Origin of the sequence: Parasphingorhabdus sp. SCSIO 66989, from assembly GCF_032852305.1 — a bacterium.
Lineage (GTDB): Bacteria > Pseudomonadota > Alphaproteobacteria > Sphingomonadales > Sphingomonadaceae > Alterisphingorhabdus > Alterisphingorhabdus coralli.
This window is the reverse complement of sequence record NZ_CP136594.1, coordinates 276,722-303,320: the sequence shown is the minus strand read 5'-3', so window position 1 is coordinate 303,320 and position 26,599 is coordinate 276,722. Positions and strand designations below refer to the sequence as shown.

26 protein-coding genes and 1 tRNA gene are annotated in these 26,599 nt (G+C 56.5%); 18 read left to right on the top strand and 9 right to left on the bottom strand.

The genetic code is table 11. The features are described from left to right. Positions 1 to 59: 59 nt before the first annotated feature. The 8 genes from gltX (at position 60) to RB602_RS01415 (ending at position 7,572) form a co-directional block, all read left to right on the top strand. Positions 60 to 1,397, top strand: coding sequence for a glutamate--tRNA ligase (gene gltX / locus RB602_RS01450; RefSeq protein WP_317082284.1), 1,338 nt, complete (start codon positions 60 to 62; stop codon positions 1,395 to 1,397). Between the two features lie 127 nt (positions 1,398 to 1,524). Continuing rightward, positions 1,525 to 2,217, top strand: a complete 693-nt coding sequence (locus tag RB602_RS01445; protein ID WP_317082282.1) for an energy transducer TonB — start codon at positions 1,525 to 1,527, stop codon at positions 2,215 to 2,217. A gap of 78 nt (positions 2,218 to 2,295) precedes the next feature. Then, positions 2,296 to 2,754, top strand: coding sequence for a hypothetical protein (locus tag RB602_RS01440; protein WP_317082280.1), 459 nt, complete (start codon positions 2,296 to 2,298; stop codon positions 2,752 to 2,754). 26 nt (positions 2,755 to 2,780) lie between these two features. Further along, positions 2,781 to 3,731 (top strand): bifunctional diaminohydroxyphosphoribosylaminopyrimidine deaminase/5-amino-6-(5-phosphoribosylamino)uracil reductase RibD, encoded by a 951-nt coding sequence (ribD, locus tag RB602_RS01435; RefSeq protein ID WP_488663492.1) that lies wholly within the window; start codon positions 2,781 to 2,783, stop codon positions 3,729 to 3,731. Between the two features lie 26 nt (positions 3,732 to 3,757). Further along, a complete protein-coding gene (locus tag RB602_RS01430; protein WP_317082276.1) occupies positions 3,758 to 4,366 on the top strand; it encodes a riboflavin synthase in 609 nt (202 codons plus the stop codon). A gap of 303 nt (positions 4,367 to 4,669) precedes the next feature. Continuing rightward, complete coding sequence (ribB, locus tag RB602_RS01425) at positions 4,670 to 5,983, top strand: 3,4-dihydroxy-2-butanone-4-phosphate synthase (RefSeq protein WP_317082274.1); 1,314 nt, start codon at positions 4,670 to 4,672, stop codon at positions 5,981 to 5,983. Between the two features lie 150 nt (positions 5,984 to 6,133). After that, complete coding sequence (ribH, locus tag RB602_RS01420; RefSeq protein WP_317082273.1) at positions 6,134 to 6,556, top strand: 6,7-dimethyl-8-ribityllumazine synthase; 423 nt, start codon at positions 6,134 to 6,136, stop codon at positions 6,554 to 6,556. A 143-nt stretch (positions 6,557 to 6,699) separates the two neighbouring features. Continuing rightward, complete coding sequence (locus RB602_RS01415; protein ID WP_317082272.1) at positions 6,700 to 7,572, top strand: alpha/beta fold hydrolase; 873 nt, start codon at positions 6,700 to 6,702, stop codon at positions 7,570 to 7,572. Between the two features lie 11 nt (positions 7,573 to 7,583). On the opposite strand, the gene RB602_RS01410 is transcribed toward RB602_RS01415, so the two are convergent. From RB602_RS01410 to RB602_RS01400, 3 genes are all read right to left on the bottom strand, one after another. After that, positions 7,584 to 10,328 (bottom strand): DEAD/DEAH box helicase family protein, encoded by a 2,745-nt coding sequence (locus RB602_RS01410; protein ID WP_317082271.1) that lies wholly within the window; start codon positions 10,326 to 10,328, stop codon positions 7,584 to 7,586. 14 nt (positions 10,329 to 10,342) lie between these two features. Beyond that, the gene (locus tag RB602_RS01405; RefSeq protein WP_317082269.1) at positions 10,343 to 11,521 is read right to left on the bottom strand and encodes an amino acid aminotransferase; all 1,179 of its coding nucleotides are present in this window, start codon (positions 11,519 to 11,521) and stop codon (positions 10,343 to 10,345) included. Between the two features lie 459 nt (positions 11,522 to 11,980). Further along, entirely contained in the window at positions 11,981 to 12,814 is an 834-nt protein-coding gene (locus RB602_RS01400) for a DUF1134 domain-containing protein (RefSeq protein WP_406568383.1), read from the bottom strand. Between the two features lie 270 nt (positions 12,815 to 13,084). Between RB602_RS01400 and RB602_RS01395 the strand changes: the two genes are divergently transcribed. Then, positions 13,085 to 13,176: transfer RNA gene (locus RB602_RS01395), tRNA-Ser, on the top strand. 146 nt (positions 13,177 to 13,322) lie between these two features. After that, complete coding sequence (locus RB602_RS01390; RefSeq protein ID WP_317082267.1) at positions 13,323 to 14,180, top strand: hypothetical protein; 858 nt, start codon at positions 13,323 to 13,325, stop codon at positions 14,178 to 14,180. Between the two features lie 78 nt (positions 14,181 to 14,258). On the opposite strand, the gene RB602_RS01385 is transcribed toward RB602_RS01390, so the two are convergent. Next, positions 14,259 to 16,796 (bottom strand): TonB-dependent receptor, encoded by a 2,538-nt coding sequence (locus RB602_RS01385; protein WP_317082265.1) that lies wholly within the window; start codon positions 16,794 to 16,796, stop codon positions 14,259 to 14,261. Between the two features lie 168 nt (positions 16,797 to 16,964). Between RB602_RS01385 and RB602_RS01380 the strand changes: the two genes are divergently transcribed. Genes RB602_RS01380 through RB602_RS01345 form a run of 8 tightly spaced genes read left to right on the top strand, consistent with a single transcriptional unit; the run spans position 16,965 to position 22,787 of the window. Continuing rightward, entirely contained in the window at positions 16,965 to 17,270 is a 306-nt protein-coding gene (locus RB602_RS01380; RefSeq protein WP_317082263.1) for a DUF1330 domain-containing protein, read from the top strand. Then, positions 17,263 to 17,736, top strand: coding sequence for a VOC family protein (locus RB602_RS01375; protein WP_317082261.1), 474 nt, complete (start codon positions 17,263 to 17,265; stop codon positions 17,734 to 17,736). Before RB602_RS01380 ends, RB602_RS01375 begins: the two co-directional genes overlap by 8 nt. A gap of 18 nt (positions 17,737 to 17,754) precedes the next feature. Further along, positions 17,755 to 18,828, top strand: coding sequence for an NADP-dependent oxidoreductase (locus RB602_RS01370; RefSeq protein ID WP_317082259.1), 1,074 nt, complete (start codon positions 17,755 to 17,757; stop codon positions 18,826 to 18,828). A gap of 22 nt (positions 18,829 to 18,850) precedes the next feature. Further along, positions 18,851 to 19,300 (top strand): VOC family protein, encoded by a 450-nt coding sequence (locus tag RB602_RS01365; protein ID WP_317082257.1) that lies wholly within the window; start codon positions 18,851 to 18,853, stop codon positions 19,298 to 19,300. Next, positions 19,300 to 20,667 carry an MFS transporter gene (locus tag RB602_RS01360; RefSeq protein ID WP_317082255.1) on the top strand — a complete coding sequence of 456 codons (1,368 nt, stop codon included), beginning with the start codon at positions 19,300 to 19,302 and terminating at the stop codon, positions 20,665 to 20,667. The genes RB602_RS01365 and RB602_RS01360 overlap by 1 nt, the downstream gene beginning before the upstream one ends. Beyond that, positions 20,664 to 21,482, top strand: a complete 819-nt coding sequence (locus RB602_RS01355) for an alpha/beta fold hydrolase (protein ID WP_317082253.1) — start codon at positions 20,664 to 20,666, stop codon at positions 21,480 to 21,482. Before RB602_RS01360 ends, RB602_RS01355 begins: the two co-directional genes overlap by 4 nt. After that, on the top strand, positions 21,479 to 21,796 hold the full coding sequence (locus RB602_RS01350; RefSeq protein WP_317082251.1) for a YciI family protein: 318 nt from the start codon (positions 21,479 to 21,481) through the stop codon (positions 21,794 to 21,796). Before RB602_RS01355 ends, RB602_RS01350 begins: the two co-directional genes overlap by 4 nt. 13 nt (positions 21,797 to 21,809) lie before the next feature. Beyond that, positions 21,810 to 22,787, top strand: coding sequence for a quinone oxidoreductase family protein (locus RB602_RS01345; protein WP_317082249.1), 978 nt, complete (start codon positions 21,810 to 21,812; stop codon positions 22,785 to 22,787). Between the two features lie 169 nt (positions 22,788 to 22,956). Here the strand turns inward: RB602_RS01345 and RB602_RS01340 are convergent, their stop codons facing one another. The 5 genes from RB602_RS01340 to RB602_RS01320 are packed head-to-tail and all read right to left on the bottom strand — an operon-like array spanning position 22,957 to position 26,597. Continuing rightward, a complete protein-coding gene (locus RB602_RS01340) occupies positions 22,957 to 23,859 on the bottom strand; it encodes a VOC family protein (RefSeq protein WP_317082248.1) in 903 nt (300 codons plus the stop codon). Beyond that, positions 23,856 to 24,623, bottom strand: a complete 768-nt coding sequence (locus tag RB602_RS01335; RefSeq protein WP_317082246.1) for an enoyl-CoA hydratase/isomerase family protein — start codon at positions 24,621 to 24,623, stop codon at positions 23,856 to 23,858. Before RB602_RS01335 ends, RB602_RS01340 begins: the two co-directional genes overlap by 4 nt. Next, positions 24,620 to 25,486 carry a polysaccharide deacetylase family protein gene (locus RB602_RS01330; protein ID WP_317082244.1) on the bottom strand — a complete coding sequence of 289 codons (867 nt, stop codon included), beginning with the start codon at positions 25,484 to 25,486 and terminating at the stop codon, positions 24,620 to 24,622. The genes RB602_RS01335 and RB602_RS01330 overlap by 4 nt, the downstream gene beginning before the upstream one ends. Further along, positions 25,486 to 26,289 (bottom strand): SDR family NAD(P)-dependent oxidoreductase, encoded by an 804-nt coding sequence (locus RB602_RS01325; RefSeq protein ID WP_317082242.1) that lies wholly within the window; start codon positions 26,287 to 26,289, stop codon positions 25,486 to 25,488. The genes RB602_RS01330 and RB602_RS01325 overlap by 1 nt, the downstream gene beginning before the upstream one ends. After that, positions 26,289 to 26,597, bottom strand: coding sequence for an REDY-like protein HapK (locus tag RB602_RS01320; RefSeq protein WP_317082240.1), 309 nt, complete (start codon positions 26,595 to 26,597; stop codon positions 26,289 to 26,291). Before RB602_RS01320 ends, RB602_RS01325 begins: the two co-directional genes overlap by 1 nt. Positions 26,598 to 26,599 lie beyond the last annotated feature (2 nt).

Below are 26,599 nucleotides of genomic sequence, written 5' to 3'. Positions count from 1 at the left end.
CGAAGCTCTATAACAAAATAGTCAGTAATTCTGTTTTTCTATAATCAAAGCAAGCACCCATGACCACCAAGACCCGTTTCGCGCCGTCGCCGACCGGCCATTTGCATATCGGCAATATTCGCACCGCGCTGCATAACTGGATGTGGGCCCGCAAAACCGGCGGGCATTTTGTTCTGCGCATCGATGATACCGACAAGGAGCGTTCCAAAGAAGAATATGTCACCGGCATTCAGCGCGATATGCAATGGTTGGGGCTCGATTGGGACAGCAGTTTCCGCCAGTCGGAGCGGTTTGACGCTTATGAGGCGGCGTTTGAGAAACTCAAAGCCGATGGCCGGGTTTATCCCTGTTATGAGACGGCGCAGGAGCTGGACCTGAAGCGCAAGGTGCTGCGCTCGCGCGGGCTTGCGCCGGTATATGATCGCGGCGCGTTGGAGCTGACGGCGGAGCAGATCGCGGCTTATGAGGCGGAAGGCCGCACGCCGCATTGGCGCTTTAAGCTTGATCATGATGCGCCGATTGTCTGGGATGATCTGGTGCGTGGGCCGCAAAAATTCGATCCTCCGGCGCTGTCCGATCCGGTGATCCGCCGCGCCGATGGTAGCTGGCTCTATATGCTGCCGTCTACCATTGACGATGCCGACCATGGCGTCACCCATGTCGTGCGCGGTGAGGACCATGTCGCCAATACCGCGGCGCAAATCCAGATGTTTGAAGCGCTGGGCGCGGATATTCCCACCTTTGCCCATAGCGCGCTGCTGATGGGCAAGGAGGGCAAGCTCTCCAAACGGCTCGGCTCCATGGGCGTCAGCGATTTTCGCGAGCAGCATATCGAGCCGCAAGCGGTGCTGGCGCTGCTGGCACGGCTGGGCACGAGCGATCCGGTCATAGCTGAGTCAGACATAACCCATTTGGTTGATACAATGGATTTCAGCCGCTTTGGCCGCGCACCCGCCAAATTCGATCCCGAAGATCTGGCGCGGCTCAATACCCAGATTGTCCATGGGCTGGATTATGGTGCTGTTGCGGAGCGCTTGCCCAAGGCGATGGATGATGCAGCCTGGCATGCCATCCGCCCCAATGTCGCGCATCTCGGCGAAGTCGCCGATTGGTGGGCGATTGTCGAAGGGCCGGTTGAACTACCCGAATTTGACGAGGAGACCCGCGCTTATCTGAAAACCGCGCATGATACGCTGACCGGGCTCGACTGGTCCGATGCAGTGTGGGGCGCGCTGACCGGCGCGCTCAAAGAGGCAACCGGCCGCAAGGGCAAGGCGCTGTTTATGCCGTTACGTCAGGCGCTGACTGGCCAGAATCACGGTCCCGATATGGCCGAGATGGTGCCGATCTTGGGCCGCGATGTGGCGCTGCGCCGGTTGGAGCGCGCAGCGCAGTAATTGGTCGGCTTGCTAGTGGAAACCCAAGTTTACGCTACGGAATATTGACTTTTTGAACATTCTCTCAGCATAATATGCGGTGACACGGAAAACCGTGCACCCACAAAAACACGCTTGGGAGAGTAGTATGAGCTATGCCGATCAACCCGGTTTCGGGGCGAGTAACGGCGATCGCGTCAAGAGCGCGATCATGGTCGCAGCCTTGCAGGGCAGCGTCATTGCGGCGCTGGTCCTGGTGCCGATTGCGGTGGTCAGTGATGACCCGATTATCGATGGGGGCTTCACCGCCAGAAATATCCCCGCCACCCCACCGCCTGAGCCGGTTGACCCTGTCGAGAAGCCGAAAGAGGCAAGCACGGCCATAACCACGCCTATCCCGCCACGGCCAATGCCCAATGACAATGCGTTGGTGGTACCGCCAATTACCGATCTGGATATTACCCCGCCGCTGATCGGTGATCCGGGGGCGGAAAACATCATCGGACCGGAGAATGGAAGCGGCACCGACAGCGGCGTGCGCCTTCCCCCGCCGGTGATTATCGCCCCGAAACGCGATCCGCGCTATGCCCGCTTTTTCCAGCCCGCCTATCCGACGCAAAAATTGCGCAGCGGCGAAGAGGGCCGGGTGCGGATCAGCGTGCTTGTCGCTGCGGATGGCCGGGTCAAGGCGGTCAAGCAGATTGCGGCCAGCGATCTGGCTTTCTGGCGCGCGACCGAGCGTCAGGCGCTGCGCCGCTGGCGCTTTATCCCCGGCACGCGCGATGGCGAGCCAGATGAGCAATGGATAGCGCTCACGGTGAATTTCACCATCAATGACTAGCCTACAAAAGCGCGCACATTAGCCAATACCGATCATGGGGCTGGTCTGTTGCCAGCCCCATGACTATATCCAGAGGCGATGACCACACCGCCGCCTTCCCGACCACCGCGCCGCCGCACGCCTCAGGCCCTGACCGAGGCGAAGCTACGCTCTGCCTATAGCGATCAGCCCGAACGCATCCGTTACTTCAAACGCGTCTCACCCAGCGGTGCGATTAATGATCTGGTCGAGATGCTCAAATGGGACAGCCCATGGCGCATCCGCTTTCTGGCGCTCGCCGGCGCGCTGACCGTCTGTGTTGCGGGTGGGTTTATGATTGAGTCTTCGGGCTTTCGGATTGAGCCGCGCAAATTTGAGATTGATTATGTCGACCTGCCGCCACTGGATGAGACCGAGGCGCAGAAAGAAGCGCGCTATGAGCGCAACCGGATTGAGCGCGATGCCCGGCTTCAGGCCAATCGCGAACGGTTCGAGCGCTCGAAGCAATTCTATCGCGAGCTCGGCGAAGCCACCGGCGTTGATGTGGATGACGAGTGAGTACGCAGGTTGACGATCTGCGCTGGATGCAGGCGACGATTGCACTCGCGGCGCGCAGCCCTGCACTCGCCGCGCCCAATCCCTGTGTGGGTTGTATTGTCGTCAAAGATGGCGTGGCTATAGGGCGCGGCGTTACCGCTAAAGGCGGTCGCCCGCATGCCGAGGCTATGGCGCTGGAACAGGCGGGGGAAGCGGCCAGGGGCGCGACCGTCTACGTCACGCTGGAGCCTTGTGCACACAAATCCAATCGTGGTCCAGCCTGCTCCGATCTGCTGAGTGCGGCCCAGCCCGAGCGAGTAGTGATCGCGTTGACCGACCCCGACCCGCGCACCGCAGGTAGCGGCACGGAGCGGATGCGTGCCGCCGGGATCGCGGTTGCGGAGGGCGTGGCAGAAGAGGCGGCAGCCTATCAGCTCGCCGGCTATCTCAGCCAACAGAAACGCGGCCGCCCGCATATCATGCTCAAATTAGCAACGTCGCTCGATGGCCAGATCGCCATGACTGATGGCACCAGCCAATGGATTACCGGCGAGGCATCACGCGCCCATGCCCATGGCGAGCGGGCGCGTTTTGAGGCGATATTGGTCGGCCGTGAGACATTACGGCAGGATACGCCGCGTCTTGATGTGCGCTTGCCGGGTCTGGAAGAGCGCAGCCCGGAGCGGATTGTGCTGAGCCGCTCGCCTGCGCCACAAGGCTGGACCGGTATTACCGCGCCCGAAGCCGTGCATGATCTTGAGGCGCAAAGCCTGATGATTGAGGGCGGGGCCGGAGCGGCAGCCGCGTTTCTACGTACCGATCTGGTCGATGAATTGCTGCTCTATCGTGCGCCGGTTTTGATCGGTGAGGGCCGCACGGCTTTGGGCGATATCGGCCTTACCAACCTGTCCGATGCGCATGGTCAATGGCGCCGTATCGAGACGCGCCATCTTGGCAATGACCAGATGGAACGCTATCTGCGGACCAGAGCCGCCTAGCCGCGCAAACACAGGAGCGAGCACATATGTTCACCGGCATAGTCACCGATATCGGCACCATCCGCAGCAGCGAGCAGCGCGGCGATTTGCGCCTGGAAATCGGCTGCGGTTACGACATGCATGACGTTGCCATTGGCGCATCCATTGCTTGTTCGGGTGTCTGCCTCACCGTGGTGGACAAGGGCGAGGACTGGTTCGCCGTTGATGTCTCCGGTGAGACCATAAGCTGCACCGCCGATGGTCAGTTTGCCGATGGCGCGCGGCTCAATCTCGAGCGCTCGCTCAAGCTCGGCGATGAGATGGGCGGCCATATTGTCACCGGTCATGTCGATGGCGTCGGCAGCATCGCTTCGGTCGATAAGGTCGGTGATAGCTGGAATGTTCAGGTTGCTGTCCCCGCCACGCTGGCACCTTTCATCGCCGCCAAGGGATCGATTACCGTCAATGGTGTCTCGCTGACGGTCAATGTGGTCGAGGATGGTGCGGATGGCACCAGCTTCGCGCTCAATATCATCCCGCATACCGCCGAAGTGACCACTTTGGGTGACATCAAAGCAGGTGACAGCGTCAACCTCGAAATCGACGTGCTCGCGCGCTACTTGCGGCGGATGAAGGACCATATGGCGGCTGCATGATGCAGCTAATGCAATCTAAAAGCGTGGTCTCTGCTATATCACCCCCGCATCAGCGGGACCAAGATTATATAGACTCGCGCAAAGGCGCAAAGGCGCAAAGGCACAAAGAGGGGCGTTCTTGATGTAACCCCTTCGTGCCTTTGCGCCTTTGTGCGAGACAAATCTCCGGTTCCGCTTGCGCGGAATAGGGAAGATGAGACACTTGGATTTCAACAAACCAACCCCCGATGTGAAATGGCTTGCTTGTAATCACATCACAATGTGATACATGAACTCCATCGCACATTGTGATGGAGTCGCCTTATGAGCGCGCAACTGATCGAGCAACTTACCGATATCGTCGAAAGCGGTGAACTGACCCGTGCCGGGCTGGCCCGCGCCGCCGGGCTGCACGCCAATTCGCTGCGGCGGCTGGGGCATGATGACTGGAACCCGACCGCCGAAACGCTGACCAAGCTGGAACATTATCTGGCGCAGGATGGCGGCGCGGTGATGGCCAGCGCCGAGGAGATTATCGACGAGGCGCGCAATGGCCGCATGTATATATTGGTCGATGATGAGGACCGGGAAAATGAGGGCGATCTTATCATCCCGGCGCAGATGGCGACTCCCGATGCGATCAATTTCATGGCCAAATATGGCCGTGGCCTGATCTGTCTGGCGATGACCCGCAACCGGGTGCAGGAGCTGGGCCTCGGCATGATGAGCCAGAATAATCGCGGCCAATATGAGACCGCCTTTACTATCTCGATCGAGGCGCGTGAGGGTGTCACCACCGGCATCAGCGCGGGGGACCGGGCGCGGACTATTGCCGTCGCCATCGACCCCAGCAAGAACAGCACCGACATAGTGACGCCCGGCCATGTCTTCCCCTTGCAAGCGCGCAATGGCGGCGTGCTGGTGCGCGCCGGGCATACCGAGGCGGCGGTTGATGTGTCGCGGCTGGCGGGGCTCAATCCGGCGGGTGTGATCTGCGAGATTATGAAGGATGATGGCGAGATGGCGCGGCTCGATGACCTCATCGCCTTTGCCCATCGCCACAAGCTGAAAATCGGCACTATCCGCGATCTGATCGCGTACAGGCTGCGCAATGATCACCTCGCCGAAAAGCGGGTCGAGGCGCGCTTTACTAGTCGCTGGGGCGGTGAATGGAACGCGATCACCTATTATAACCACGCCACAGAGACCGAGCAGCTGGTGCTGCAAAAAGGGCATATCGATCCGGATAAGCCGACTCTGGTGCGGATGCATGCGCTGGCGGTGTTTGATGATATTTTCGGGCTGGAAGGGCCAAGTTCGGGCATGCTGGCGGGCGCGATGAAGATTATCGGCGAGGAAGGCGCGGGCCTGATCGTTATGATCCCGCAGCCGGGGCGCAGCTTCCTGTCGTCACAGGTCAAGCGGCTGCTCGGAGAGAAACCCGCTTCCCCTCCACCTGCGCCGTCGACTGGCGGTATGCCGGATCAGTTGCGCGATTATGGCGTCGGCGCGCAGATTCTGGCTGACCTCGGCGTACAGGATATGGAATTGCTGACCAACTCCAGCCATGATCTGGTCGGGCTCGACGCCTATGGCTTGCGCATCGTTGGGTCTCGCGCGGTGCCGGTGGGCAAGTGAAGTGCTAGTTTGTAGTGAATGAAAACCCTGTAACCGTCACCCCCGCGAAGGCGGGGGTCCAGAGCATCTGCTAATGGCGGTGACTGTTTGCCCTGGATTCCCGCCTTCGCGGGAATGACATAGGCTTTTTGTGGAAAAGGAAACCGAGATATGGCGCATTTTGGAATAGTCGAAGCGCGGTTTTATGATGAGTTTAACGATATGCTGGTCGCCGGGGCCAAGGCGGCTTTGGAAGCGGCGGGGCACACGCATGAGGTGACCACTGTTCCCGGCGCGCTGGAAGTCCCGGGGGCGATCTCGATCCTCTCTGATAGCGGCCGCTTTGACGGCTTTGTCGCCATCGGCGTGGTGATCCGCGGTGAGACCTATCATTTCGAGATTGTCGCTGGCGAAAGCTCACGCGGGATCATGGCGCTGACGCTGGATGGCCTGCCCATCGGCAATGGCATTCTCACCGTGGAGAACGAAGATCAGGCCCGCGTCCGCGCTGATCCGGCGCAGAAGGACAAGGGCGGCGAGGCAGCCAAGGCGGCGATCCGGCTTTATGATCTCGGCCAGATGGACGAGACCTGATTTCTACGCGTGCACTGGAAAACCAAAATCGTCATTGCGAGGAGCGAAGCGACGCGGCAATCCAGAGAGTAAAGCTCATGCGGCTCTGGATTGCTTCGCTGCGCTCGCAATGACGCCATGTTAAAAAGAAAGAACCCACCCCTATGACCCTGATCGGTCCGGCCTCGAACAGCTATTATTCGCAACGCCACCGGCTGCATTATGTCGATTGGGGCAACCCCGATGCGCCGCCGCTGATCCTGCTCCATGGCGGGCGCGATCATTGCCGTAATTGGGATTGGACCGCGCAAGTCTTTCGCGACCGTTTCCATATCATCGCGCCTGATCTCCGCGGCCATGGGGATAGCCAATGGGCCAGTGACGGCAATTATCCGATGCTCGCTTATATCTATGATCTGAAACAGCTGATTGACCAGCTTGACCTCGCGCCGGTGACCATTGTCGCCCATTCGCTCGGCGGCAATATCGCCACGCGCTATACCGGGCTCTACCCGGATACGGTCAAAAAACTGGTGGCGATTGAGGGGCTGGGGCCATCGCCCAAGGTGCAGCAGGAAATGGCCGAGAAAGGCTTTAACAACCGGCTGCGCGGCTGGCTGGAGACCAAGCAGAAATATGCCGATGTCGCGCCGCGCCGTTACAAGGACTTCGCCGCCGCGCTCGAGCGGATGCAGCAGGAAAACCCGCACCTCTCGGACGAACAGGTGCGCCACCTCACCGTCCATGCGGTGATCCGCAATGAGGATGGCAGCTATAGCTGGAAATTCGACCCGTTGATGCGCAACTGGTGGCCGCACGACCTGCCCAATGAGGCGACCGAAGAGATGTGGCGCGCCATCACCTGCCCGACGCTGATGCTCTACGGTGCCGATAGCTGGGCCAGCAACCCGGAAAAGGACGGGCGGATTACGTACTTCGGTAACAATGTTGAAGTGCGTGAGTTCCAAAAGGCCGGCCACTGGCTGCACCATGATCAGTTTGATTTGTTTAAGGAGACGCTGGAGGGGTTTTTGTGAGTCTCGAAACCTCAACGCCACTCTGAACGACGGTCGACACGGCGCTGGAAGCCTGCTGCCATTGAACGAGCGCGTGCGCGAAGTAGCAACTTTCGCCCTTCCCTGTTGCGGGTAAAAATCAGTTCTGCCGGGCCAATGTTGCGCTGCCAGGCTCTGGCATAGGCCTCTGCGTCCTTCTTCCGTCCCGCAACCTGTTCCGGAACAGCATGATAGTCAGTTCGTCCCCAGCGTCTGAACCAGCTACAGCGGCGCAAAATGTATCGCGGATTTTCGGTCGGTCCTAGGGTTTGTGCAAGTGCCGTAAAGAAGTTCCTTTCTTCGATGCGTGAGGCATTGTGGAGGACTATAGAATTGTTCCCTTTGAGATCGCGTGTCACTTCCACATGATAATCATGCAGCGGTTTTTTAAGGAGGCCACAGTCCCTGAAACTTTCCAATATGGTCCAGCCAACCTGGGAGAGGCTACGTTCGAGACTGCCATTCCTGATGAACAGCCGTCCTGCGTGAAACAGCTTTGGCAATGCGTATATCAGCGTAAGGCCAGCGAAAATCATGATCAACATGCCAAGCGTTTGTACCGACTGGAATTTCCGCATGGCGAAACCCGCTGAGCCGGCAGCGCTGATCAGGGCCGTTACCGAGAGATATTGCAGCGTCTGGTTATAGGACGCTGCACGTGGCGCGTAATTTGCCTCTGCAACCTGATGGACATGCGATCTTTCATGAGCATCACCGAGCGAATCCTGCCATTTCTGCGCGGTAGCGCTTCTGTCAGAGGCATGCCTGAACATGGTCCTATTCAATGCTTCGATATGCGCTTCATCTCCCTTACCGTCGGTAAGCGCCAAGCGATCGAGGCCATTACCAATGTGCAAAGTTTCATCCAGCGAAATGCCATCGAACATCTCAAAACGTCGCGACATCAGAGCCATGTCACTACCGAGAGCGGTGAGCGCATGATGATTGCTGGTCTTGCCATGGCCAGACAGCGGTTTCAGGAATGAAAACTGCATTTCGCCCGGCTCCAGCGTTACCAAATGCCAGATATTGGCAACCTTTTGGGGCTTTGCCGGATCGCGGCGAATGGCGCGCCCGCGCATCTGGTTGGACAGCATATAGGACCCCACATTACTGGCCAGAACCAGACTGTTGATCGTAGGGGCGTCCCAGCCTTCTCCCAGTAAGGCCTTGGTACCAACCAGTAGCTGGATAGAGCCAGCCTCAAACAGACGAGTTACAATCCGCACCATCTGTCGAGCATCTTTGGTGGTAAGTGTTACACCACAATAATCGGGGCAATGGCCCAACGCATTGAAGCGAATGCCAGCCATATCAACTTCTGCTGCTTTTGCCGCTTTGCTAAATGTGTCGCGTGCCACATTGGGAATGATCACAAGACTGCCTGTCAGAACACCTAAGCGTATATCTTTGTTACTTCGCCGCAACATTTCGAAAATCGGGGCGACACCAATCTTCACGGGTTGGAAAATGTCATCCTGCTTTTTCGGGAGATCTGCAGCACGAACATAATCAGTCAGTATCGCCATGCGCAAATCTGCTCCGAGATTATGCCACTCCTTATCGACGATCTGTTCGATCGACATCAGTTTGGCAGAGCTGGATGCGAGGAGCTTCGCAACACTCCGGCTATCCCTTATGCGCACACGGCCATTTTCGATCATGCCAAATTTTCGCGCATCATTGGCTATAGCTTTCTGGGGAGTGTCATCACTGCCTGAGAAATGATTCTTATGGTTAAACAGATAGCCGTTAAGGAACGCCTCCAGCCAGAGCGGCGACAATGCAGGCATATCCGGCGCTGACACGCCCAGAAGGTTCAACGGTTCTTCAGTTACACTGCGACCAGCTGCCGTGAGTATGATCGCCATGGAAGAGAGGAACTCCGGGTCATCCAGAATGTCAGCTTCATGATAATCCGTTTGGGTTAGCCATGGATGGCCCACCAATTGATCGAGCAGGCTGTCATTGGATAGCAGTCCGTCGACAAAGCCTTGGACATTGCGCAATCGTTCGTTGAGCAGCTGACATTCGTTCGGCAATGGTCGAGAAAAGCAGATATAATCCTGATGTGGGCACAGGTCGCCATTTCGGACCAGTTCGGGAATAGATATTTCCGCATCAACCGGGCCGCAAAGGGCATCATAACGCGACCATTCTGCAAAGGTCGCATCATAAGGTGGCGTAGCAGTTAAGGCGACAAGAGTGGCATTCGGAAGTTCTGAAACGAAATCATTCAGGGCGCGCCACCATTCCCGTCGCAGATGATGTGCCTCGTCCATTATAAGGGTCAGTTTTGACTTTTGTGTTAGGGTGGTGACCAAGGCCTCAAAATCCCTGCGTACCTCGCCCTCATCAGAAGAACGCGTGACGTTCCAAAGTGCATGCAGTGCTTGATAGGTGGTGCTGGTTATGTCCCCCGGTGAACGCAGATCATCCGAAATCGATGGTTTGGTGACTGCCTGTTTGTAACCAAACATTTCATGCAGCCTTTGTGGCCATTGTTGACAGATGATCAGCGTCGGGGAGAGGATGACAGTTGTACCCGCAAGGCGCCGCATGACCTCAAGGCCAAGAACGGTTTTGCCGGAGCCAGGCGCTGCGACAATATGCAGCCTTCTATCATCAAGATACTCGTCTAGCTCGTCCAATACGCGCTGCTGATAGCTGCGCCATGTGCCCGCAAATTGCAGAGCGCCGAACAGGGGAGCGCTGTCTGTGTCGTTTGCTTCAGCCACTGTGTAGACGCAGGCTACCCACTCACAGCCGCAACCGCCTCGATAAACTTGCCGATATTCCCTTCGGTCAGCCCGGCGATATTGATGCGACCGGAGCCGGCCATATAGATGGCATGGTCATCGCGCAGCGCCTGGATTTGCTCGGGGGAGAGCGGCAGCATCGAGAACATGCCGTTCTGCGTCGCCAGCGGGGCGAAATCGACGCTGCCAGCGGTGCCTGCCGCGGCAAGCGTATCGCGGACCCAGCGCATGCGGCTGCGCATCTCGGCGACTTCATCGCGCCACATCTGGGTCAGCTCGGCATCGTCGAGGATGATCCGCACCGCCGCGCCGCCATGATCGGGCGGCATCGACCAGTTGGCCCGCGCCAGCGCTGCCATGTTCGACTTGGTGGTGGCCATCACCGCGTCATCTTGCGCAACGGCATAGAGCGCGCCGACGCGATCGCGGTACATGCCGAAATTCTTGTCGCAACTATAGGCGATCATCGCCTGGGGCAGGCGGGCGAGCACGGTTTTGAGGCCCGCACTGTCTTCCTCAAAGCCCTGACCCAGCCCATGATAGGCAAAATCGACCAGCGGGAAGAGGCGCTTTTCCGCCATAATCTCGACAATATGCGCCCATTGCTCGGCGGTGTAATCGACGCCGGTCGGGTTGTGGCAACAGCCATGCAGCAGCACCACATCGCCATCCTCAGCCTTATAGAGCGAGGAGAGCAGCGCCTCCATATCGAGGCTCTGCGTTGCCACATCCATATGGCGATAGGTCAGCACCTCAAACTGCGAGGCGGTGAAAATCGGCGCATGGTTGGGCCAGCTCGGCGTGCCGAGCCAGATGCGCCGTGCACCCGCGGCATAAAGCGTATCCGCCGCCAGCCGCACCGCGCCGGTGCCACCCGGCGTCTGCAGGCCATCAATGGTGAGGTCTTTGGCGAGGTCTTCGCCGAGAATATGGCCGAGCAGGCCGCAGACCATGCCCATATCGCCCTCAGGGCCGAGATAGCTTTTGCTGTCCTGGGTGTCGAACAGCCGCTGCTCCGCCGCTTTGATCGCCTTGAACACTGGCGTATTGCCCTGATTATCGCGATAGACACCGACGCCGAGATCAATCTTGTCGGCACGGTCATCTGCGGCATAGAGCTTGATCAGCGCGAGCAGGGCATCGGGCTTTTGCGGGGCGAGCTTTTCGAGCATGGACGGGCTTTCCTTTGGCCGGGTTGCTATCGTTTCATCCTATAAGCAGGCGCTGCGCCATTCGCCAACCGGTTTTGGTTTCATAAAAGCCAAAAAGGGAAAAAGAGTACAAGGGTCTTCCGATTGTTAGGCCGTGCAAATGGCGGGTGATGGAGTGGCCGGTTGCCGGATTTCCTTTTTCGGATTTTCACACAAAGCCACAAAGGCACAAAGAAGGGTATTTGGCTGCCCAATCTCTTTGTGGCTTCGTGTCTTTGTGCGAGTCAAATTTCAGCCTACCCAACAAAGCCGGATGGTTCGACGAGGAGAATAGGTTTCATAAAAGCCGCGAAGCGAAAAAGCATGGGAGAGTCTTCCGAACGCCAAGGCGCCTCAACTGGCAAGCATAGGATGCCGCCATGACCTTTTTCTCTTTTTTCCTTTGTGGCTTTTATGAAAAAAGCAGCCAAGCGCAGCCCATCAAAAAGGCAACCAGCGCTGTTTCTTGCTGAACTTGCGATAGCCGACATTGGCCCCAAGCCGCACACCCGCGCCCAGATGCACCGGGATCAACACCACATCGCCGCGGCGCAGATAGCTTACGTTAAACCCGCCAACAAAATAGGCCGCGCCTTCGCCGGAGCCATAGCGTTTGAACAGGTCTTCGGTATCGTAGAGATTATAGACCAAGGTAAAGCTCTTCGCTGCATTTGCTCCGGCGTCGAAACCGATGGACGGCCCGGTCCAATAGACATCGCGCTCGCCCTCGACCTTGTGATAGAGCTTGCCCGAGCCATAGCGCAGGCCGACGACCAGCGCGCCGCCTGCCTCGCGGCCGACAATATAGCCATTGGGCTCACCCTGATCCTTGAGGATATCCTCAATGACGCCTGCGAGACCCTCGGCACCCTTGCCAAACACGCCTTCCGCCGCGCCGATCAAATCGTCTTTCTGATAGGTGCCATCATTGGCGACCTCTTCTCCGGCGGGGCCGTCAGGGTTGTTCGGATCGCCCGGCAGGGCATCGCCAGAGCCGCCATCAGCCGCGACGTCAGGATTCTGCGCATCGGCGGGCACTGCTTCGGTTGTACCCTCGGCCACGGCATCGTCGGCCGACTGCACCACATCTTCCGCCGCTTGTGCCGCCTCGCTGGGCTGCGGGTCCATCAGATCGGCATCAATCGCCTCATTCGGGTCGATGGTCTCCATCTGCGCCATGGCCGGGCTGGTCACCGCCATCGCCCCGATAGCCAGTGAGGCGGTAATCGCCAGTGCGCGGCGCTTCAGCCAAGACCCGTTAATCCGCATATTCATGACAGCATGTCCTTGTTGTTTACGCGTGTATCGTCATTTTTCCGCTTTTTGTGCGCCAGCAACAATGAATGCGCGATGACCCGAGTCGAAATTGCGCCCTATCGAGTCTGAAAGGCCGGTTTTGTGCTGTTTTGGCTATCGACCAGGCCCGGCAAAGCGCGGTTGAGGGCAAAATTGCGTCCAAAGCCCTGTCTAAACCATTGATCACACCGCCTTGGCTGGCTATAGCCGCCGCCTTGATGCCCAGCCGCACTGCGCATCGCATGGCAAGGACACGTGGGTGAGCGGCTGAAACCACCTCCCTGCTAAGGAGGCAAGCCTGGTAACGGGCTTCGAGGGTTCGAATCCCTCCGTGTCCGCCATTTTTCTGACTTGCGCTTCCTTGCTGTCGACAGAGATTATGACAAATCTCGCCTCAGTTATAGAATCTGGGAAGATCACTTCAGTGGCTTTTGTCCGGACAAATTTTGTGCGAAGCTCTCAAGCATGTTTTGTGGGAGAGAGATTGATGTTGAAAAATATGATGACGGTGGCATCTTCGGCCATATTGGCTGCCGGTGTTCCGGCTCTGGCCTTTGCAAAAGATGACGGCGCACCCCTATTGGGGATGCCTGAAGCCGATGAGAGCGCACTCTCATTATTGGAAGGCACTTTCAGCAATGAAGAGCATGTCTATTTTGAGAAGGAAGCAGATCGTCCCGCACCACCATGGATGTCGCTGAATATTTCTGAAGAAGAAGATGTACTCTGGCTTCGCGAAGTGGACGCATATGGTGCTGAGCTAGCGCAGCCGCAGCAGGTCTCTTTTGCCGCTACCAACAATCGTGCAGTCCTCAGCCTAGGCGATTGCAAGCATGATTATGTCTGGCAGGAGGAGGGATGGAGCTATGCGCCGGAACAGCATCTTACGGCCTGTCATCAGCGTTACACCATAAGCCGCATAGATGATGGCGGTCTCACAGTGCAGTTTGTTGACGGCCAGGAGAGCTCCTTGAAACGTGCGCGGCAGGTCCAATGCTGGGCTGCCATTCCCAAAAAAGAGAAGAAGGAAGGTGGCAGCACCGATTGGTATTTTGCCAACAAGCTGGAGATTCATGATCAGGGCGGACGCGTGCGTATTGGTGGCGATGAAAGCGGCGCAGAAGAGGCCATATTGCGCATGCGGCAGGTTTATTGGCCTCAGCCAAGCCGCAATCGGCCAAGCTTGGTGCTTTACATCTCTAAGCCAGACAATCCGGACCGCTCCGTCAGCTATAGCTGGGCCGATGTTGATGCGACACGCGTCGGCATTAATTTGCGCTGGATGCAGGCGAGTTGTACCGTCGTTGGCGCTGAATTGCAGTCGCCGTCGTCGCCGATACGCTGAGGAGCCTTAAGCCCTAACAAAGAATACCCCGCCAACCATGGCTAGTTGGCGGGGTTTTCTGATTTGCGCCTATGCAGATCAGTATCTGGCTGCGAACAAGATGCCAAAGCGCCGACCGGGGCGCAGGCCGCCGACAAAGTTACGGCGGAAGCTGTTATTGCCATCGGCAAAACGCAATACCTGAGCGAGAGCGCGCTCATCGGTCAGATTATCAACATAGAGCTGAATGCGGAAATTCTCATTCTGCACACCCAAGCGGGCATCAGAAACCAATGAGCCGCCGGTTTCTATCAGGTTGTGAACTTGCGCGAAACTGCTGGATACTACGGTCATGTTGGCGCCGCCAAAAATCTCCCAGCCGTTATTGCCCAAGGGGGTGCGATAATCGACATCAGCAAAAATCTGGTGTACCGGAGCCCTGGGAATGCTGTTGCCCTTAATTGATCCAAAGGCTGAGTCACAGCCTGGGATGTCGGGGAATTGATCACCTGTAGAGCAGTTTATCAACCGATCATCGGCAACATCGTTGAGAATGCCCTGTTGCTCATCGAAACCTTGTGTGAAACGGGTATCGGCCAAGGCGTAATTGGCAGTGATGGTCAGGCCATCGGTTGGCCTTGCCAGGAATTCCAGCTCAAGGCCAAGGACACGGGCATCACCCGCATTAGTGATGGCAGAAAGCGAATTCGGACCCACCTGTACATTTTGCGTGAGCTGATAGCCCTCGACATCATTATAAAATGCTGCGGCATTGAAGACGAATGCGCCATTGCCGAAAACATTCTTGATACCAATTTCATAGGCGGTGACATCTTCTTCATCAAAAGTGGCAATGTCTTGGCCAGTCTCGGCGTTAACATCCTCCTGGCTGGCAAGAATTGCCTGAACACCGTTAAAGCCGCCTGGCTTCTGCCCCTGTGCGAAGCTGGCATAGAGCAGATTATCGGGTGTCATCTGATAGGAGAGCGAAACGCGAGGGGCGAAGCTCTTGAACGTTTCCCTCGCTCTTACAGGATCATCCGGAACGATATCTTCATCAGCCTGGAGAACTGCAAACTGCCTTATGCGTTCTTCCTGATAACGGCCTTCAAGGCCAAGGATCAGCTTGTCTGTAATATTGACATTGGCTGAGCCGAAGATTGCCCAGTTGCGAATATCCAACTGATTGACGTTACGCGGGTTTGGAGTGGAAGGTCCGAAAAATGGCGCAATGGAAGCACATGCTGGATTGGCCGCGCATAATGCCTGCTGCTCCCCAAAAGCCTGGCCGAAGCTAGCCGCTGCGCGCGCGAAAGCATCATCCGGGACTTCGCGTATGTCGCGGCTGTCGATGGTTTGATCAAAATAATAGCCGCCAACAAGGAAATCGACCGCATCACCGTCATAGGCCAGTCGCAGTTCCTGAGACCAATCCTCTGTTTCGCTGCGGCCCTCAAAAGTGAAATCAACCGTCGTGCCTACATAACCAAAGGGAAAGGAACTGAAGGTAGGAGGCAATGGCGCGCCCGCAGGGAAACCGCCCGGCGTGAATACTGCTGTCTGGAAGCTGTTCGGTGAGTAATCCCCATCAAGTCTAAGGGTTTCATCCTGGCTGTTATAGCCGGTCAATGATGTGATAGTTATGCGGTCACTGATCTCGTAATCCATACGGAATGCAACATTGACTGTGTCCAGTTGCAGGCCAACCTCATCAGGGTCTCTGAACTGACGACTAAAATCGGTATTGATTTGCTGCGGCTGCAATGTGCCGCAGAAGTAACGACCCGCGCCGCCATAAAGCGCGCCATCATCAAAGAAGCAGTTATTCGCATCGGCACTCTGTGAGAACAAAGCTGGCTGGCCATCCTCGGTATTGTTGTACATCGCTCGCAATGATGCAGTGAACGGACCACCGCCATCAAATTGCAGCGCGCCCGAGATGGAATAGGAAGACTGCTGGCCGACCTTTTCGCCATCAAACTGGTTGGTATATTGCCCGCCAAAATCAAACCAACGCCCATAAACTGCGGCGCTTAGCGAGTCCGTAATCGGTGTTCTTATGCCACCAGTAATCTCATAGCGGTCAAATTCAGAGATGTCCGCTTGAATGTTCGCTTCAAACTGATCGGCTGCTTCTTTGGTGATAATGTTGATCGCGCCAGCATAGGTATTACGACCATAAAGTGCACTTTGCGGGCCCTTAACCACCTCAACACGGCCGATATTATCGACATTAAAATCGGCAATTGAGCCGCTGAAATAAATACCGTCGATAAAGATTGCGACACCGGAATCCCCCAGCAGGTTGGCTTGGCCGCGAATAACCGGTCGATTGGAGTTACGCCCAAAGCTGTCATCGAATGTGAGGCCCGGCGTCAGGCGCGATATCTCCGCCAGACTGTCGAGTGCCAAATCCTGAATATTCTCAGAATCGACTACCGCAATGGATGTCGGCACTTCCTGAATATTCTCCGCCACCTTACGCGCGGTCACGATGATTACGTTGGAATCATCGTCCACTATAGCATCATCCTCTGCTGTTGAAGGACCTTGTCCATCGACTTGCGCTTGTGCACCGACCGGCGCAGCAACCAGTGCGGTTGCCCCCAACAATGCTGTTTTGATTGTCCCTCTCATGCTTTCCTCCCAAGGCCGCGGCCCAAAAACCTCTCCATTTCCTGCAGTCTAAACGTGATTCAAAAAATTTGTCCAGACAAATTATGTTTTCGGCATTACCATCGCTGCGTGTGTAACAAAAATGCACCATTTGATTCGATTGCAGTGGGATGAGAAAGGAAAGCGTCAATGCCGGCTTATATGATTGTTCTGGCGCAGATATCCGACCGCGAGAGGTTCATCGCCGAATATGGCGTCGCTGCTGGTGAGCTGGTTGAGAAATATGGCGGCCGATATGTTTTACGCGGTCCAGGAGCAGAATTGCTCGAAGGGGATTTTGGCGATTCAGCCTCTATGGTGATTTCCGAATGGCCGGACAAAAAGGCTGCCATGGCGTTTTGGAACAGCCGGGAATATGCCGAAATAAGGAAATTGCGTCAGGACATTTCAGAATGCCAGGTGGTGCTGATTGAAAGTGAGAAGATCAATGGCTGATATCCTCAAACGCACGACCCTAATGGTGCGCGATGCCGAGAAAGCCGCGCAATGGTACAGCCATGTTTTCGGGATGACGCGCTGGATGGATACGCCGTTTACCCTGTCGGGAACGCAACTGGCTGCAGGCAAGAAGGGCGACAAGACCAGACTGATCATTCTAAAATGTGAGGATGATCTGATCGGGATGATTGGTTTGCTCGAATGGCTGGACCCGAAACAGGATGCGCCGGAAGAGTTGCCACGCCAGATCGCCTTTGGCGCGCCTATCTTTGTTATCGCATCCGACGACGCAGCAGCAGCCGTTGAGCGCGCAAGGGCGCTGGGCTCGCACATTCATTGTGAACCGCATGAATGGGAAGTCACCGGCGCTGATGGTAAGAAAAAGAACATGATCGGCTGCTCATTCTGGGATCTTGATGGCTATTTTTTCGAGGTGAATCAGCTAGTGAAAGTTCATGACTAGGTGACTGTGCCTAACGCCATGGATGATTTTGCATCCCTGTCTGCCGGCAAGCAGATAGATGATCAGGCCAATTACCAATGGCGGGTCGCACGCCGTACGGTTGGCAATGTGAAGCCGAATGATTTCGCCTGGGCTGTTGGTGATATCCCTGAGCCGGGCACGGGCGAGGTGCTGCTCAAAACCCATTATCTCGGCCTTGCGCCGGTGATGCGCTTTTATATGCAGGGGACTGGTGCGGCCGGGGAGGCCGTTTTGCAGCCTGGCGATGTCATTCATGGGCGCGGTGTAGCGCAGGTCGTCAAATCGCGCCATCCGGACTGGCAAGAAGGTCAGATGGTGCAGGGCCAGATTGGCTGGCAGACCTATAAAGTCTCCTCGCTCAGCGAACAGGAAAAATTCTTCCCCATGCCCCATAACGATCTACCCGCGGCTTTGGGGGCGGGCGTTTTGGGGATGACAGGATTGTCTGCCCATGCGGGCCTATTTGCATGCGGTGCGCCGCAAAAGGGCGACAGGATGGTGCTGTCGGGCGCAGCCGGTGGTGTCGGTTCCATGGTCAGCCAGCTGGCCGCCAATGTTGCCGGGTGCGATGTCGTGGGCATTGCCGGAGGACAAGACAAATGCGCTTTCATTCTTAATCATGGCTGCTCGGAAGCGATTGACTATAAAGCAGAGGATATCGCCTCGCGGCTCGATGCGCTGCGTCCCGACGGCATAGACCTTTATTTCGACAATGTCGGCGGAGAGACCTTGCAAGCCTGTCTCGAACGGCTGCGTATGCACAGCCGCATCGTGTTGTGCGGTTCGATCAGCGAATATACCCGCGATACCCCTTTTGGCTTATCCAACTATACCCGCTTGCGTGCCACTGACAGCCTGATGCGTGGCTTTTTTGTCTATAACCATCTGCATGAGTGGGAAAGGGTTATGGATGACATGGCGGGTTGGATTCATGATGGCAAGCTACGCCCAGTTCAGGATATCGAACAGGGTTTTGAGAATATGCCCCACGCGCTCGCCAATCTTTACCATGGCCGCAATGTCGGTGTGCAATGCTGTTCAGTGCGCGGCGAGCCGGACGAGTGGCTATAAGAATAAAACAGGAGGGAACAGAATGACAAAAGCACAGGTCCGGTTCCAGCGGGCAAATTTTCTGGTTGCCGATATGGAACGGGCGCTGACTTTCTATCGCGATGTCCTGGGTTTCACCGAAGAGTTTCGTCTCGGTCACAATCCCAAAAGCTATTCGCTGGCGGTGTTTGATATGCCCGTGGGCGCAGAACTGGCTTTTGTCACGCTTTCGACCGAAAGCCAGGTCCGTGTCATGGCGCTAACCGAGGTGAAGGGCGTAGAATTGACTGCGGTGCCGCATCCGCGCCGCTCCGCTATCGTGCTGGAGGTTGCCGATCCGGATGCGGTGATGGCAGGAGCCCGCAAGCTTGGGCTGCATGTTTATGAAGAGGAGGTGTTGCGCACCCATGACGGACGGGTCGGCCGTGAGATAGGCATTGTTGATTTCGATGATAATCTGGTGGTCATTTATCTGATCGAGGATGCCGGTTAATGGCCGAAGCCATAGCATATTCGGAAAGCGAAACAGAAGCTCCGGGGACTGCGGCGAGCGCTCCTTATCCCAGTGCAGCAGCAGGCTGGTTCATCGTGGTGATGCTGACCATCGCCTATATTTTCAGCTTTGTTGACCGCTATATCCTTGGGCTTCTGATTGAGCCGATAAAGGCGGAGTTTGGCCTCACAGACAGCTCAATCGGTTGGCTGTTAAGCGCCTTCACGCTGATCTATGGCTTTGTCGGCATCTTCATGGGCTGGCTGATTGACCGCGGCAAACGGGTCTGGATAGTCTCAATCGGCGTAGCATTGTGGTCGGCGGCAACAATGGCCACCGGCACCGCCAAGAATTTTGTCCAGCTCTTTGCCGCACGCATGGGCGTCGGCGTTGGTGAGGCGACACTCAGTCCTGCTGCATTCTCGATAATCGGCGACAGCTTCCCGACCGAAAGGCGCGGCAAGCCCATCGCTTTTTACTCATCGGCACTGCCTTTGGGCGCGGGAATCGCGTCGCTGCTCAGCGGCGCGATTATCGCCTGGACCGCGGCGAGTGGAAACCAGACGCTACCGCTATTCGGCGAGCTGTCGCCATGGCGATTTACTCTGATCGTCGTCGGCTTGCCTGGGCTGGTGCTGGCGCTGCTCTTCCTCTTCATCAAGGAGCCTAGTCGCAGAAATGTCACCGCATCGAAAGATGTTATTGCTGGCAGCGGGTTTTTCGATGCGCTGAAATATATCTGGGACAATAAGCTGCTCTACATCGGTTTCGTTCTGGTGATCTGCACCATGACGACCATCGCCTATAGCCAAGGCTTTCTGGCACCAACCTTTGAGCGTAGCTGGGGCTGGTCGCCACAGACCTATGCCTATGCCAATGGTGTAGCGCTGCTTATCATTGGCCCGGCCAATATGCTGATCATGGGCAGCATCTCCGATTGGTGGACCAAAAAGGGAGTTCAGGACGCTTCGCTTCGGCTGCTCTATATCGGCTTTTTCATCATGGTGCCCAGCGCGATTTTGCCGATGTTCATGCCCAACGGAACGCTGGCTTTTGCGATATTGTGCGTCAACACCATTGGCATTGGCATCGTCTCGGCGATTGGCATCACCGCGCTGCTTGTCATCACCCCGGCGCAAATCCGTGGCCAGGTTGTGGCGCTCTATTATCTCGGTATTAGCTGGTTCGGGTCGTTGGGGCCGATTGTGGTGGGCGAGCTTTCAAGCCGGGTCTTTGGCGAAGAAAATCTGCGCTACGCCGTGGCCTGTGTGCCCGTGATTTTCGCGGTTGTTCCGTTTCTCATGATGCCGCTGACACGACGTCTTTATCGCGAACAGATGGAGCGGCTGGCAGGGGCGAGTGAATGAGTGAAGTGCCGTCCATCCGCAAGGGCTATAGTGATGGCCCGCATGGACAGCTGCATTGGCGGTTAGCTCCGGCAAAGGCCGAGGCAAACCGGCCTGATCTCTATTGCCTGCATCCGGCTCCGTTTTCCGGCCTCGCCTTTACGCAGATCATGCCGTATCTGGTGCAGAACAGGCGCGTTATCGCTCCGGATTTTCCCGGTCATGGCGGATCACACGATTTTCACGCCACGCCTTCCATTGCCGATTATGCCGAAGCGATGATGGCAGTTGTTGCCAATGTATCCGATGATCCAGTCGATATTCTGGGTTTCCATAGCGGCTGCCTGGTCGCGACAGAGATGGCGCTGATCGAAGCTGCAAAAGTCAACCGGCTGGCGCTGGTTGATATACCGGCCTTTACCGAAGCGGAACGGCGTAAATATCTCTCACAACTGGCAACGCCTCTGGAGCTCACGCCGCAACTTTATTGTCTGGCCCCGGCCTGGGAGCGAGGGATCACTAGACGTATCGACAGTCAGGGTATGGACCGCAGCTTCGCCATGTTTGTCGAGCAGCTCCGCCATGGCCGCGAGATGAACGCGGCTTTTCATGCCAGCTTCACCTATGCGATAGAAAGCCGACTGCCGCTATTGCGTCATCATGTGGGCGTGATTGCGACGCGGTCTTCGCTGTTGGAAGCGACGAGGCGTGCTGCAGACATGCTTCCCCATGCGCAGCTGATTGAGCGTCTGGATATTAAGCGGGCCGTGCTGGATGAAGCGGGACAGAGCATTGCCAAAGACGTACTGTCCTTTCTGGATGCCGATCAGCGATGAACAGATACGTCATCTATTGTCGCGACCGACCCGGCAGCAAGCCAAAGCGTGACGAGGCAAAGCAGGCCCATTTCCGTTATGTTGAAGAGAATGGCTCGACAATCTGCGTTGCGGGCCCTTTGAAAGATGATAGCGGCGAGATCACAGGATCGCTCTACATTATCAACGCCAACAGCAAGCGTGACGCATGGGCTTTTCTTGAAGCGGATCCCTATTTCGTGGCTGGCATATGGGACAATGATACGATTGTGATGGAAGAATTTATCGCTGCCACCGGCGATTGGATTGGCGGACCGATTTGGCGAACAAACTGATAAGGAGGGGATTATGGTGCGTGTCGCGATTATAGAACAACATGGCGGCCCAGAAGCCATCCAATGGCAGGATGCCGATATAGCGGCGCCCGGACCCGGCGAGGTGCAGCTCAAAAACACGGCTGTTGGTCTCAACTTTATCGACACCTATCATCGGCGTGGCATCTATCCGACCGATTTGCCGACTGGGCTGGGCATAGAGGCAGCGGCCATTGTCGAGGCTGTGGGAGAGGGTGTCCGTGACTTTGCCCCCGGCGACAGGGTGGCGACCTATGGCATGCCGCTTGGTGCCTATGCGACGCACCGCAACGTGCCTGCGGATATGATGCTGTGCAAACTGCCCGATGATATTGATCATCAGACTGCTGCCGCCGCGATGGTCAAAGGCTGCACTGCGGAATTTCTGATCGAGCGCTGCGCCAAGGTGGAGAAAGACTGGCCGGTCTTGGTCCATGCTGCGGCGGGCGGCACCGGCCTGATACTGGTGCAGTGGCTCAAACATATTGGCGCGTATGTTATCGGCACAGTCAGTACCGAAGAAAAGGCCGACAAAGCCAAGGCCGCCGGTGCCGATGACATCATCTTCTATCAACAGGAAGACACTGCCCAACGGGTGCGGCAGATAACCGATGGCGCCGGGGTCAGGGTCGTGTTTGATGGCGTTGGTCTGGCGACATGGGAAGCCTCGCTCGACAGCTGTGGCCGCCGCGGCCTGATCATCAATTTCGGCAACGCGGATTCGCCCGTGGGTGGCGTTGACCTCGGTATATTGGCACTTAAGGGGTCGCTCTATAACACCCGTCCGACCTTATGGGATTATTATACCGAGCCTGAAGATCGCGACAGGGGCACGGCGAAGCTGTTTGATATGATCCGCAAGGGCATCATCAGCATCAATATTGGCCAGCGCTATGCTTTGGAAGAGGCAGCACAAGCCCATAAAGACCTGCAGAACCGCAAGACCGTCGGATCAACGATATTGCTACCCTAGATGTGTATGGAAGTGTCAGGCCGACTTGACGAAGGTTACGAAAGTTGCACTCGCGAGCCGCAGAAATGCGTGCTCTTGTTGGATTATGGTGTTGGAATTGCTGGATATATTTCAAACAAGACCGGCACTGATTATAGCAGCCAGACAGGCTGTAGGACAGCTACTTGCTTCAGCTAAACTCCACCAGTTCCAATAGCTCTCCGGACAGACCGACAACCGTGGCGGCGCGGCGACCATTACAAGGCATGGCATCATAAGCAGCAGGTGGTGTGATCCAGTCGAGGTTAAGATAATCGAGACTATCGACGGCCAGCGTCACCAGCGCATTGCCCGGCGGGAGCATGCCATCATGACGCGGACGTGCCGTTGCTTGTGGCGGATAATCATCGACTTCCAATATCGTCATCCGACCCTTTAGGACCATGGTGAGATCGGTGCGGAAATCCTCCGGCAAATCAAAGGCCTTGTTGATCATGGAATAGGCAAGATTATGCGTGTCAGCCGCCTCAAGCCCGAGCTTGTTGACATACCATTGCACGGCGGCCTCTCTGTCGGGCGTTGCCAATATGCAGATAAAGATATGATCGACCAGCGACTGTGCTTTGGGCAAATCGCAGCTTGGCATATTCTCGCGCACTTCGTTGAGATAAAGCATTTCGCGGCCCAGCCCCAAGACCTGCATCGGCACAAAAAACGGCATGCCTTCCAGTTCCTTGGGCGGTCCGACAATATCAAATCCGCTGCCATTCAGGCGCTCCGGCCAGCCAAAGACTTGCTGTACCGTCAATTCATAAGCCGCCCAGCCAAAGCTGGTTGTGGGTCTAAAGTCGGGATGATCGGCCTGTTCGACCAGCCGGAAGGTACAGTCCGCACCGCTGGCCGGACCTAGCACCGCCATCGGTCGACCCGCAGATTGCGGGCAACCCCAACTCAGCGCTAAAGCTTCATCCAGCGCGCCACTTTGCCGCAGCTCAAGCCCCAGAACGTCGCGATAGTCGCGGATCGCCGCTTCAAGGTCCGGCACCACAGAGAGCCCGCCAATAATCTGTCCATGTTGGGGCCTGTCACTCATTTGAATTGTGGCTTTCGCTTCTCCAGAAATGCGCTGACGCCTTCGTCAAAATCGGTGCCCCAAAAGGCCTGATCAAACAGCCTGCGGGTTTCGTCATCATCATCCACCTGACCATCGAGCACCTTGCCAATGATCGCCTTGCTCATTGTCTGGCTATGCAGCGATGTTTCGGTGAGGGTTTGTGCGAGCTGATCCGCAGCCTGATGCGGATCATCCTCGAGCATTGTGATCAGACCGATAGAAAGCGCTTCTTTAGCCGATAGCAGCTGACCGGTAAACAGCATCCGCTTGGCCTGCGATGGGCCGACCAGATCGACCAGCAGCTTGGTATCATGCAGCGGATAGACCAGCCCCAGCTTGGACGGCGTAATGCCAAATCGCGCTTTCGGCCCGGCAACGCGAAAGTCACACGCCAAAGACAGGCCGCAGCCCCCGCCGACACAATCGCCGTCAATAACCGCGATGGTGGGTTTGGCGGCGCGGGCCAGTTCATGCTGGACGCGGTTAATCGCGGCCTGATTTCTGGCGCGCCAATCGGCATCGCGGGCACCTGTGGCAAATTCCTTGATGTCTGCACCGGCACAAAAGGCACTGTCCCGCGCACTGGCACGCAGCATCATGCAGCGGACATCATCATCCTGCATCGCTTGGTCGAGCAGGCCCGGCAGCATCTCCCACATCTCCTGGGTGAAGGCATTGCGCTTGTCCGCACGGTCAATGACGAGATGCGCGACACGGCCGGTTTTCTCCAGTCGTAGCGTCATGCAGGGTCGACCTTTGCCAGATGCTTGGCGATATTGTGGCGTGTTGTCACCCAGACATCTTGGTGTTCGCGAACATGCTGGAAGAACGCCTCCAATGCCCAGATACGACCCGGCCGCCCGATAATACGCAGGTGCAATCCGAGCGACATCATCCTGGGATTGCCCTCACAGCCCTCCTTATAGACCTGATCAAAATTATGCTTGGCATATTCCAGCCATTGCGTCGGCGTCATCGCCGGATCGGTCCACATCTTCATGTCGTTATTATCAAGCTGATAGGGCACAATGGCGATCGGCTTGTCCGGTACGGTTTCCTTATCCCAAAAGGGCACGTCACCGGAATAATTATCCATATGATAGGCAAAGCCCTCCTCGATCAGCAGACGGCGGGTATTGTCGGTATGGAAATAGCGCGACAGCCAGCCATAGGGACGGGTGCCGGTGGTTTTCTCAATCGAAGTCACCGCCTTGCGAATAAACTCGCGCTCCTTGTCTTCATCCATCTTGAACTGGTGCACCCAGCGCCAGCCATGGCTAACCGGTTCATGCCCCATCTCGGCAATGGCTGCGCCAATTTCGGGATGGTTCTCCAGGCTGAGCGCGGCGACGGTCCAGCTGGCCATGATGTCATATTGCTTCAGCAGCTTGACGATCCGCGGCGCGCCCGCCTTGATGCCATAGAGATAATTGCTCTCATTGCCATAGTTGCGGATCGGTGATTTGATATGGATGCCGAGTTCATCCACCGGTTCCATACCGCGATCCCCGCGGGCGACGGTCATCTCGCTGCCCTCTTCCACATTGACAACAATGCTGAGCGCCATTTTTGCACCATCGGGCCAATCCATGCGTTCTTCGTGCATCAATGCATCTCCTCGCCACCCGAAACATTCAGTGCTTCGCCGGTGACATAAATCGCTTCATCACTGGCGAGCCAGGCACAGGCTGCGGCCGTGTCCGAAGGCAAGCCGGGGCGACCCATGGGGTTTTTCGCCTTCATATTGTCGAGATAGGCTTCAACGCTTTCAAAGCCGAGCAGCTTTGAGAAATAGGCATTCTGTTCTGCCCCGAGCGCTGTAGTCACATGGTTGGGGCAGATAGCATTGACGGTTATGCCATGCGCGCCAAGCTCAACCGCGCTGGCCCGGGTCAAGCCCACCATGCCATGTTTGGAACTGACATAGGCGGGCAGATGCGGAAAGCCGGTCTTCGCTGCCTGGCTGGCAATATTGATAATCCGTCCGCCCTTGCCCGCTGCGACCATCGCTCTGGCTGCAGCCTGGGTGCAATAAAATGCTCCGGAAAGGTTGACCGAAATCACCTGATCCCATTCCTTGGCGGTATCCACTTCGAGCAGCGGTTTCATCATAAAGCCGATACCGGCATTGTTGACGAAAATGTCCAGCCCGCCCATCTCGCCGATGGTCTGTTCTACCAATGCCTGACACTGATCAGCCTTGCTGACATCACAGGCGATGGTGGCCACTTTCGCGCCGCGTGCGCGCAAATCGTCGGCGACGGCTTCAGCCTCTGCATCAATGATGAGATCGGAAACAACGCATTGCGCGCCTTCATCGGCAAAGCGCTGCAATACACCCTGCCCCAGCCCCTTCTCCTTTCCGGAACCAGTAGCGACGATGGTTTTGTCTGCAAATCTGCCGCTCATCACAGATCCTCGGTGATAATGAATTGCGGGTTATCGGCAAATTCCTGAAAAGGTGCCGCCATGGCCTGAAATTCCTCGGTGGAAATGTCGGCGACAAACGGGTCCATGCCGGTAATGTCGAGTATTTCGACATATTGATATGGCGAGGGATCATCAGAACCGAACAGCCCGGTCGCTTTATGGACGGTAAACTTCTCTACCGAACCAAGTCCGTTGACAACGGGAATGTCGGCCGTTTTGGCCCATTGCTCATAATCGGCTGCGCTGACACCATCCTTCAGATTGAAAATCACAATTATCCGCATCATCT

What these genes read in the sequence shown, in the direction of transcription:
- gltX (WP_317082284.1), top strand. Translation starts at nt 60, where the DNA reads ATGACCACCAAGACCCGTTTCGCGCCGTCGCCGACCGGCCATTTGCAT.
- RB602_RS01445 (WP_317082282.1), top strand. Translation starts at nt 1,525, where the DNA reads ATGAGCTATGCCGATCAACCCGGTTTCGGGGCGAGTAACGGCGATCGC.
- RB602_RS01440 (WP_317082280.1), top strand. Translation starts at nt 2,296, where the DNA reads ATGACCACACCGCCGCCTTCCCGACCACCGCGCCGCCGCACGCCTCAG.
- ribD (WP_488663492.1), top strand. Translation starts at nt 2,781, where the DNA reads ATGCAGGCGACGATTGCACTCGCGGCGCGCAGCCCTGCACTCGCCGCG.
- RB602_RS01430 (WP_317082276.1), top strand. Translation starts at nt 3,758, where the DNA reads ATGTTCACCGGCATAGTCACCGATATCGGCACCATCCGCAGCAGCGAG.
- ribB (WP_317082274.1), top strand. Translation starts at nt 4,670, where the DNA reads ATGAGCGCGCAACTGATCGAGCAACTTACCGATATCGTCGAAAGCGGT.
- ribH (WP_317082273.1), top strand. Translation starts at nt 6,134, where the DNA reads ATGGCGCATTTTGGAATAGTCGAAGCGCGGTTTTATGATGAGTTTAAC.
- RB602_RS01415 (WP_317082272.1), top strand. Translation starts at nt 6,700, where the DNA reads ATGACCCTGATCGGTCCGGCCTCGAACAGCTATTATTCGCAACGCCAC.
- RB602_RS01405 (WP_317082269.1), bottom strand. Translation starts at nt 11,521, where the DNA reads ATGCTCGAAAAGCTCGCCCCGCAAAAGCCCGATGCCCTGCTCGCGCTG.
- RB602_RS01400 (WP_406568383.1), bottom strand. Translation starts at nt 12,814, where the DNA reads ATGAATATGCGGATTAACGGGTCTTGGCTGAAGCGCCGCGCACTGGCG.
- RB602_RS01390 (WP_317082267.1), top strand. Translation starts at nt 13,323, where the DNA reads ATGTTGAAAAATATGATGACGGTGGCATCTTCGGCCATATTGGCTGCC.
- RB602_RS01385 (WP_317082265.1), bottom strand. Translation starts at nt 16,796, where the DNA reads ATGAGAGGGACAATCAAAACAGCATTGTTGGGGGCAACCGCACTGGTT.
- RB602_RS01380 (WP_317082263.1), top strand. Translation starts at nt 16,965, where the DNA reads ATGCCGGCTTATATGATTGTTCTGGCGCAGATATCCGACCGCGAGAGG.
- RB602_RS01375 (WP_317082261.1), top strand. Translation starts at nt 17,263, where the DNA reads ATGGCTGATATCCTCAAACGCACGACCCTAATGGTGCGCGATGCCGAG.
- RB602_RS01370 (WP_317082259.1), top strand. Translation starts at nt 17,755, where the DNA reads ATGGATGATTTTGCATCCCTGTCTGCCGGCAAGCAGATAGATGATCAG.
- RB602_RS01365 (WP_317082257.1), top strand. Translation starts at nt 18,851, where the DNA reads ATGACAAAAGCACAGGTCCGGTTCCAGCGGGCAAATTTTCTGGTTGCC.
- RB602_RS01360 (WP_317082255.1), top strand. Translation starts at nt 19,300, where the DNA reads ATGGCCGAAGCCATAGCATATTCGGAAAGCGAAACAGAAGCTCCGGGG.
- RB602_RS01355 (WP_317082253.1), top strand. Translation starts at nt 20,664, where the DNA reads ATGAGTGAAGTGCCGTCCATCCGCAAGGGCTATAGTGATGGCCCGCAT.
- RB602_RS01350 (WP_317082251.1), top strand. Translation starts at nt 21,479, where the DNA reads ATGAACAGATACGTCATCTATTGTCGCGACCGACCCGGCAGCAAGCCA.
- RB602_RS01345 (WP_317082249.1), top strand. Translation starts at nt 21,810, where the DNA reads ATGGTGCGTGTCGCGATTATAGAACAACATGGCGGCCCAGAAGCCATC.
- RB602_RS01340 (WP_317082248.1), bottom strand. Translation starts at nt 23,859, where the DNA reads ATGAGTGACAGGCCCCAACATGGACAGATTATTGGCGGGCTCTCTGTG.
- RB602_RS01335 (WP_317082246.1), bottom strand. Translation starts at nt 24,623, where the DNA reads ATGACGCTACGACTGGAGAAAACCGGCCGTGTCGCGCATCTCGTCATT.
- RB602_RS01330 (WP_317082244.1), bottom strand. Translation starts at nt 25,486, where the DNA reads ATGCACGAAGAACGCATGGATTGGCCCGATGGTGCAAAAATGGCGCTC.
- RB602_RS01325 (WP_317082242.1), bottom strand. Translation starts at nt 26,289, where the DNA reads ATGAGCGGCAGATTTGCAGACAAAACCATCGTCGCTACTGGTTCCGGA.
- RB602_RS01320 (WP_317082240.1), bottom strand. Translation starts at nt 26,597, where the DNA reads ATGATGCGGATAATTGTGATTTTCAATCTGAAGGATGGTGTCAGCGCA.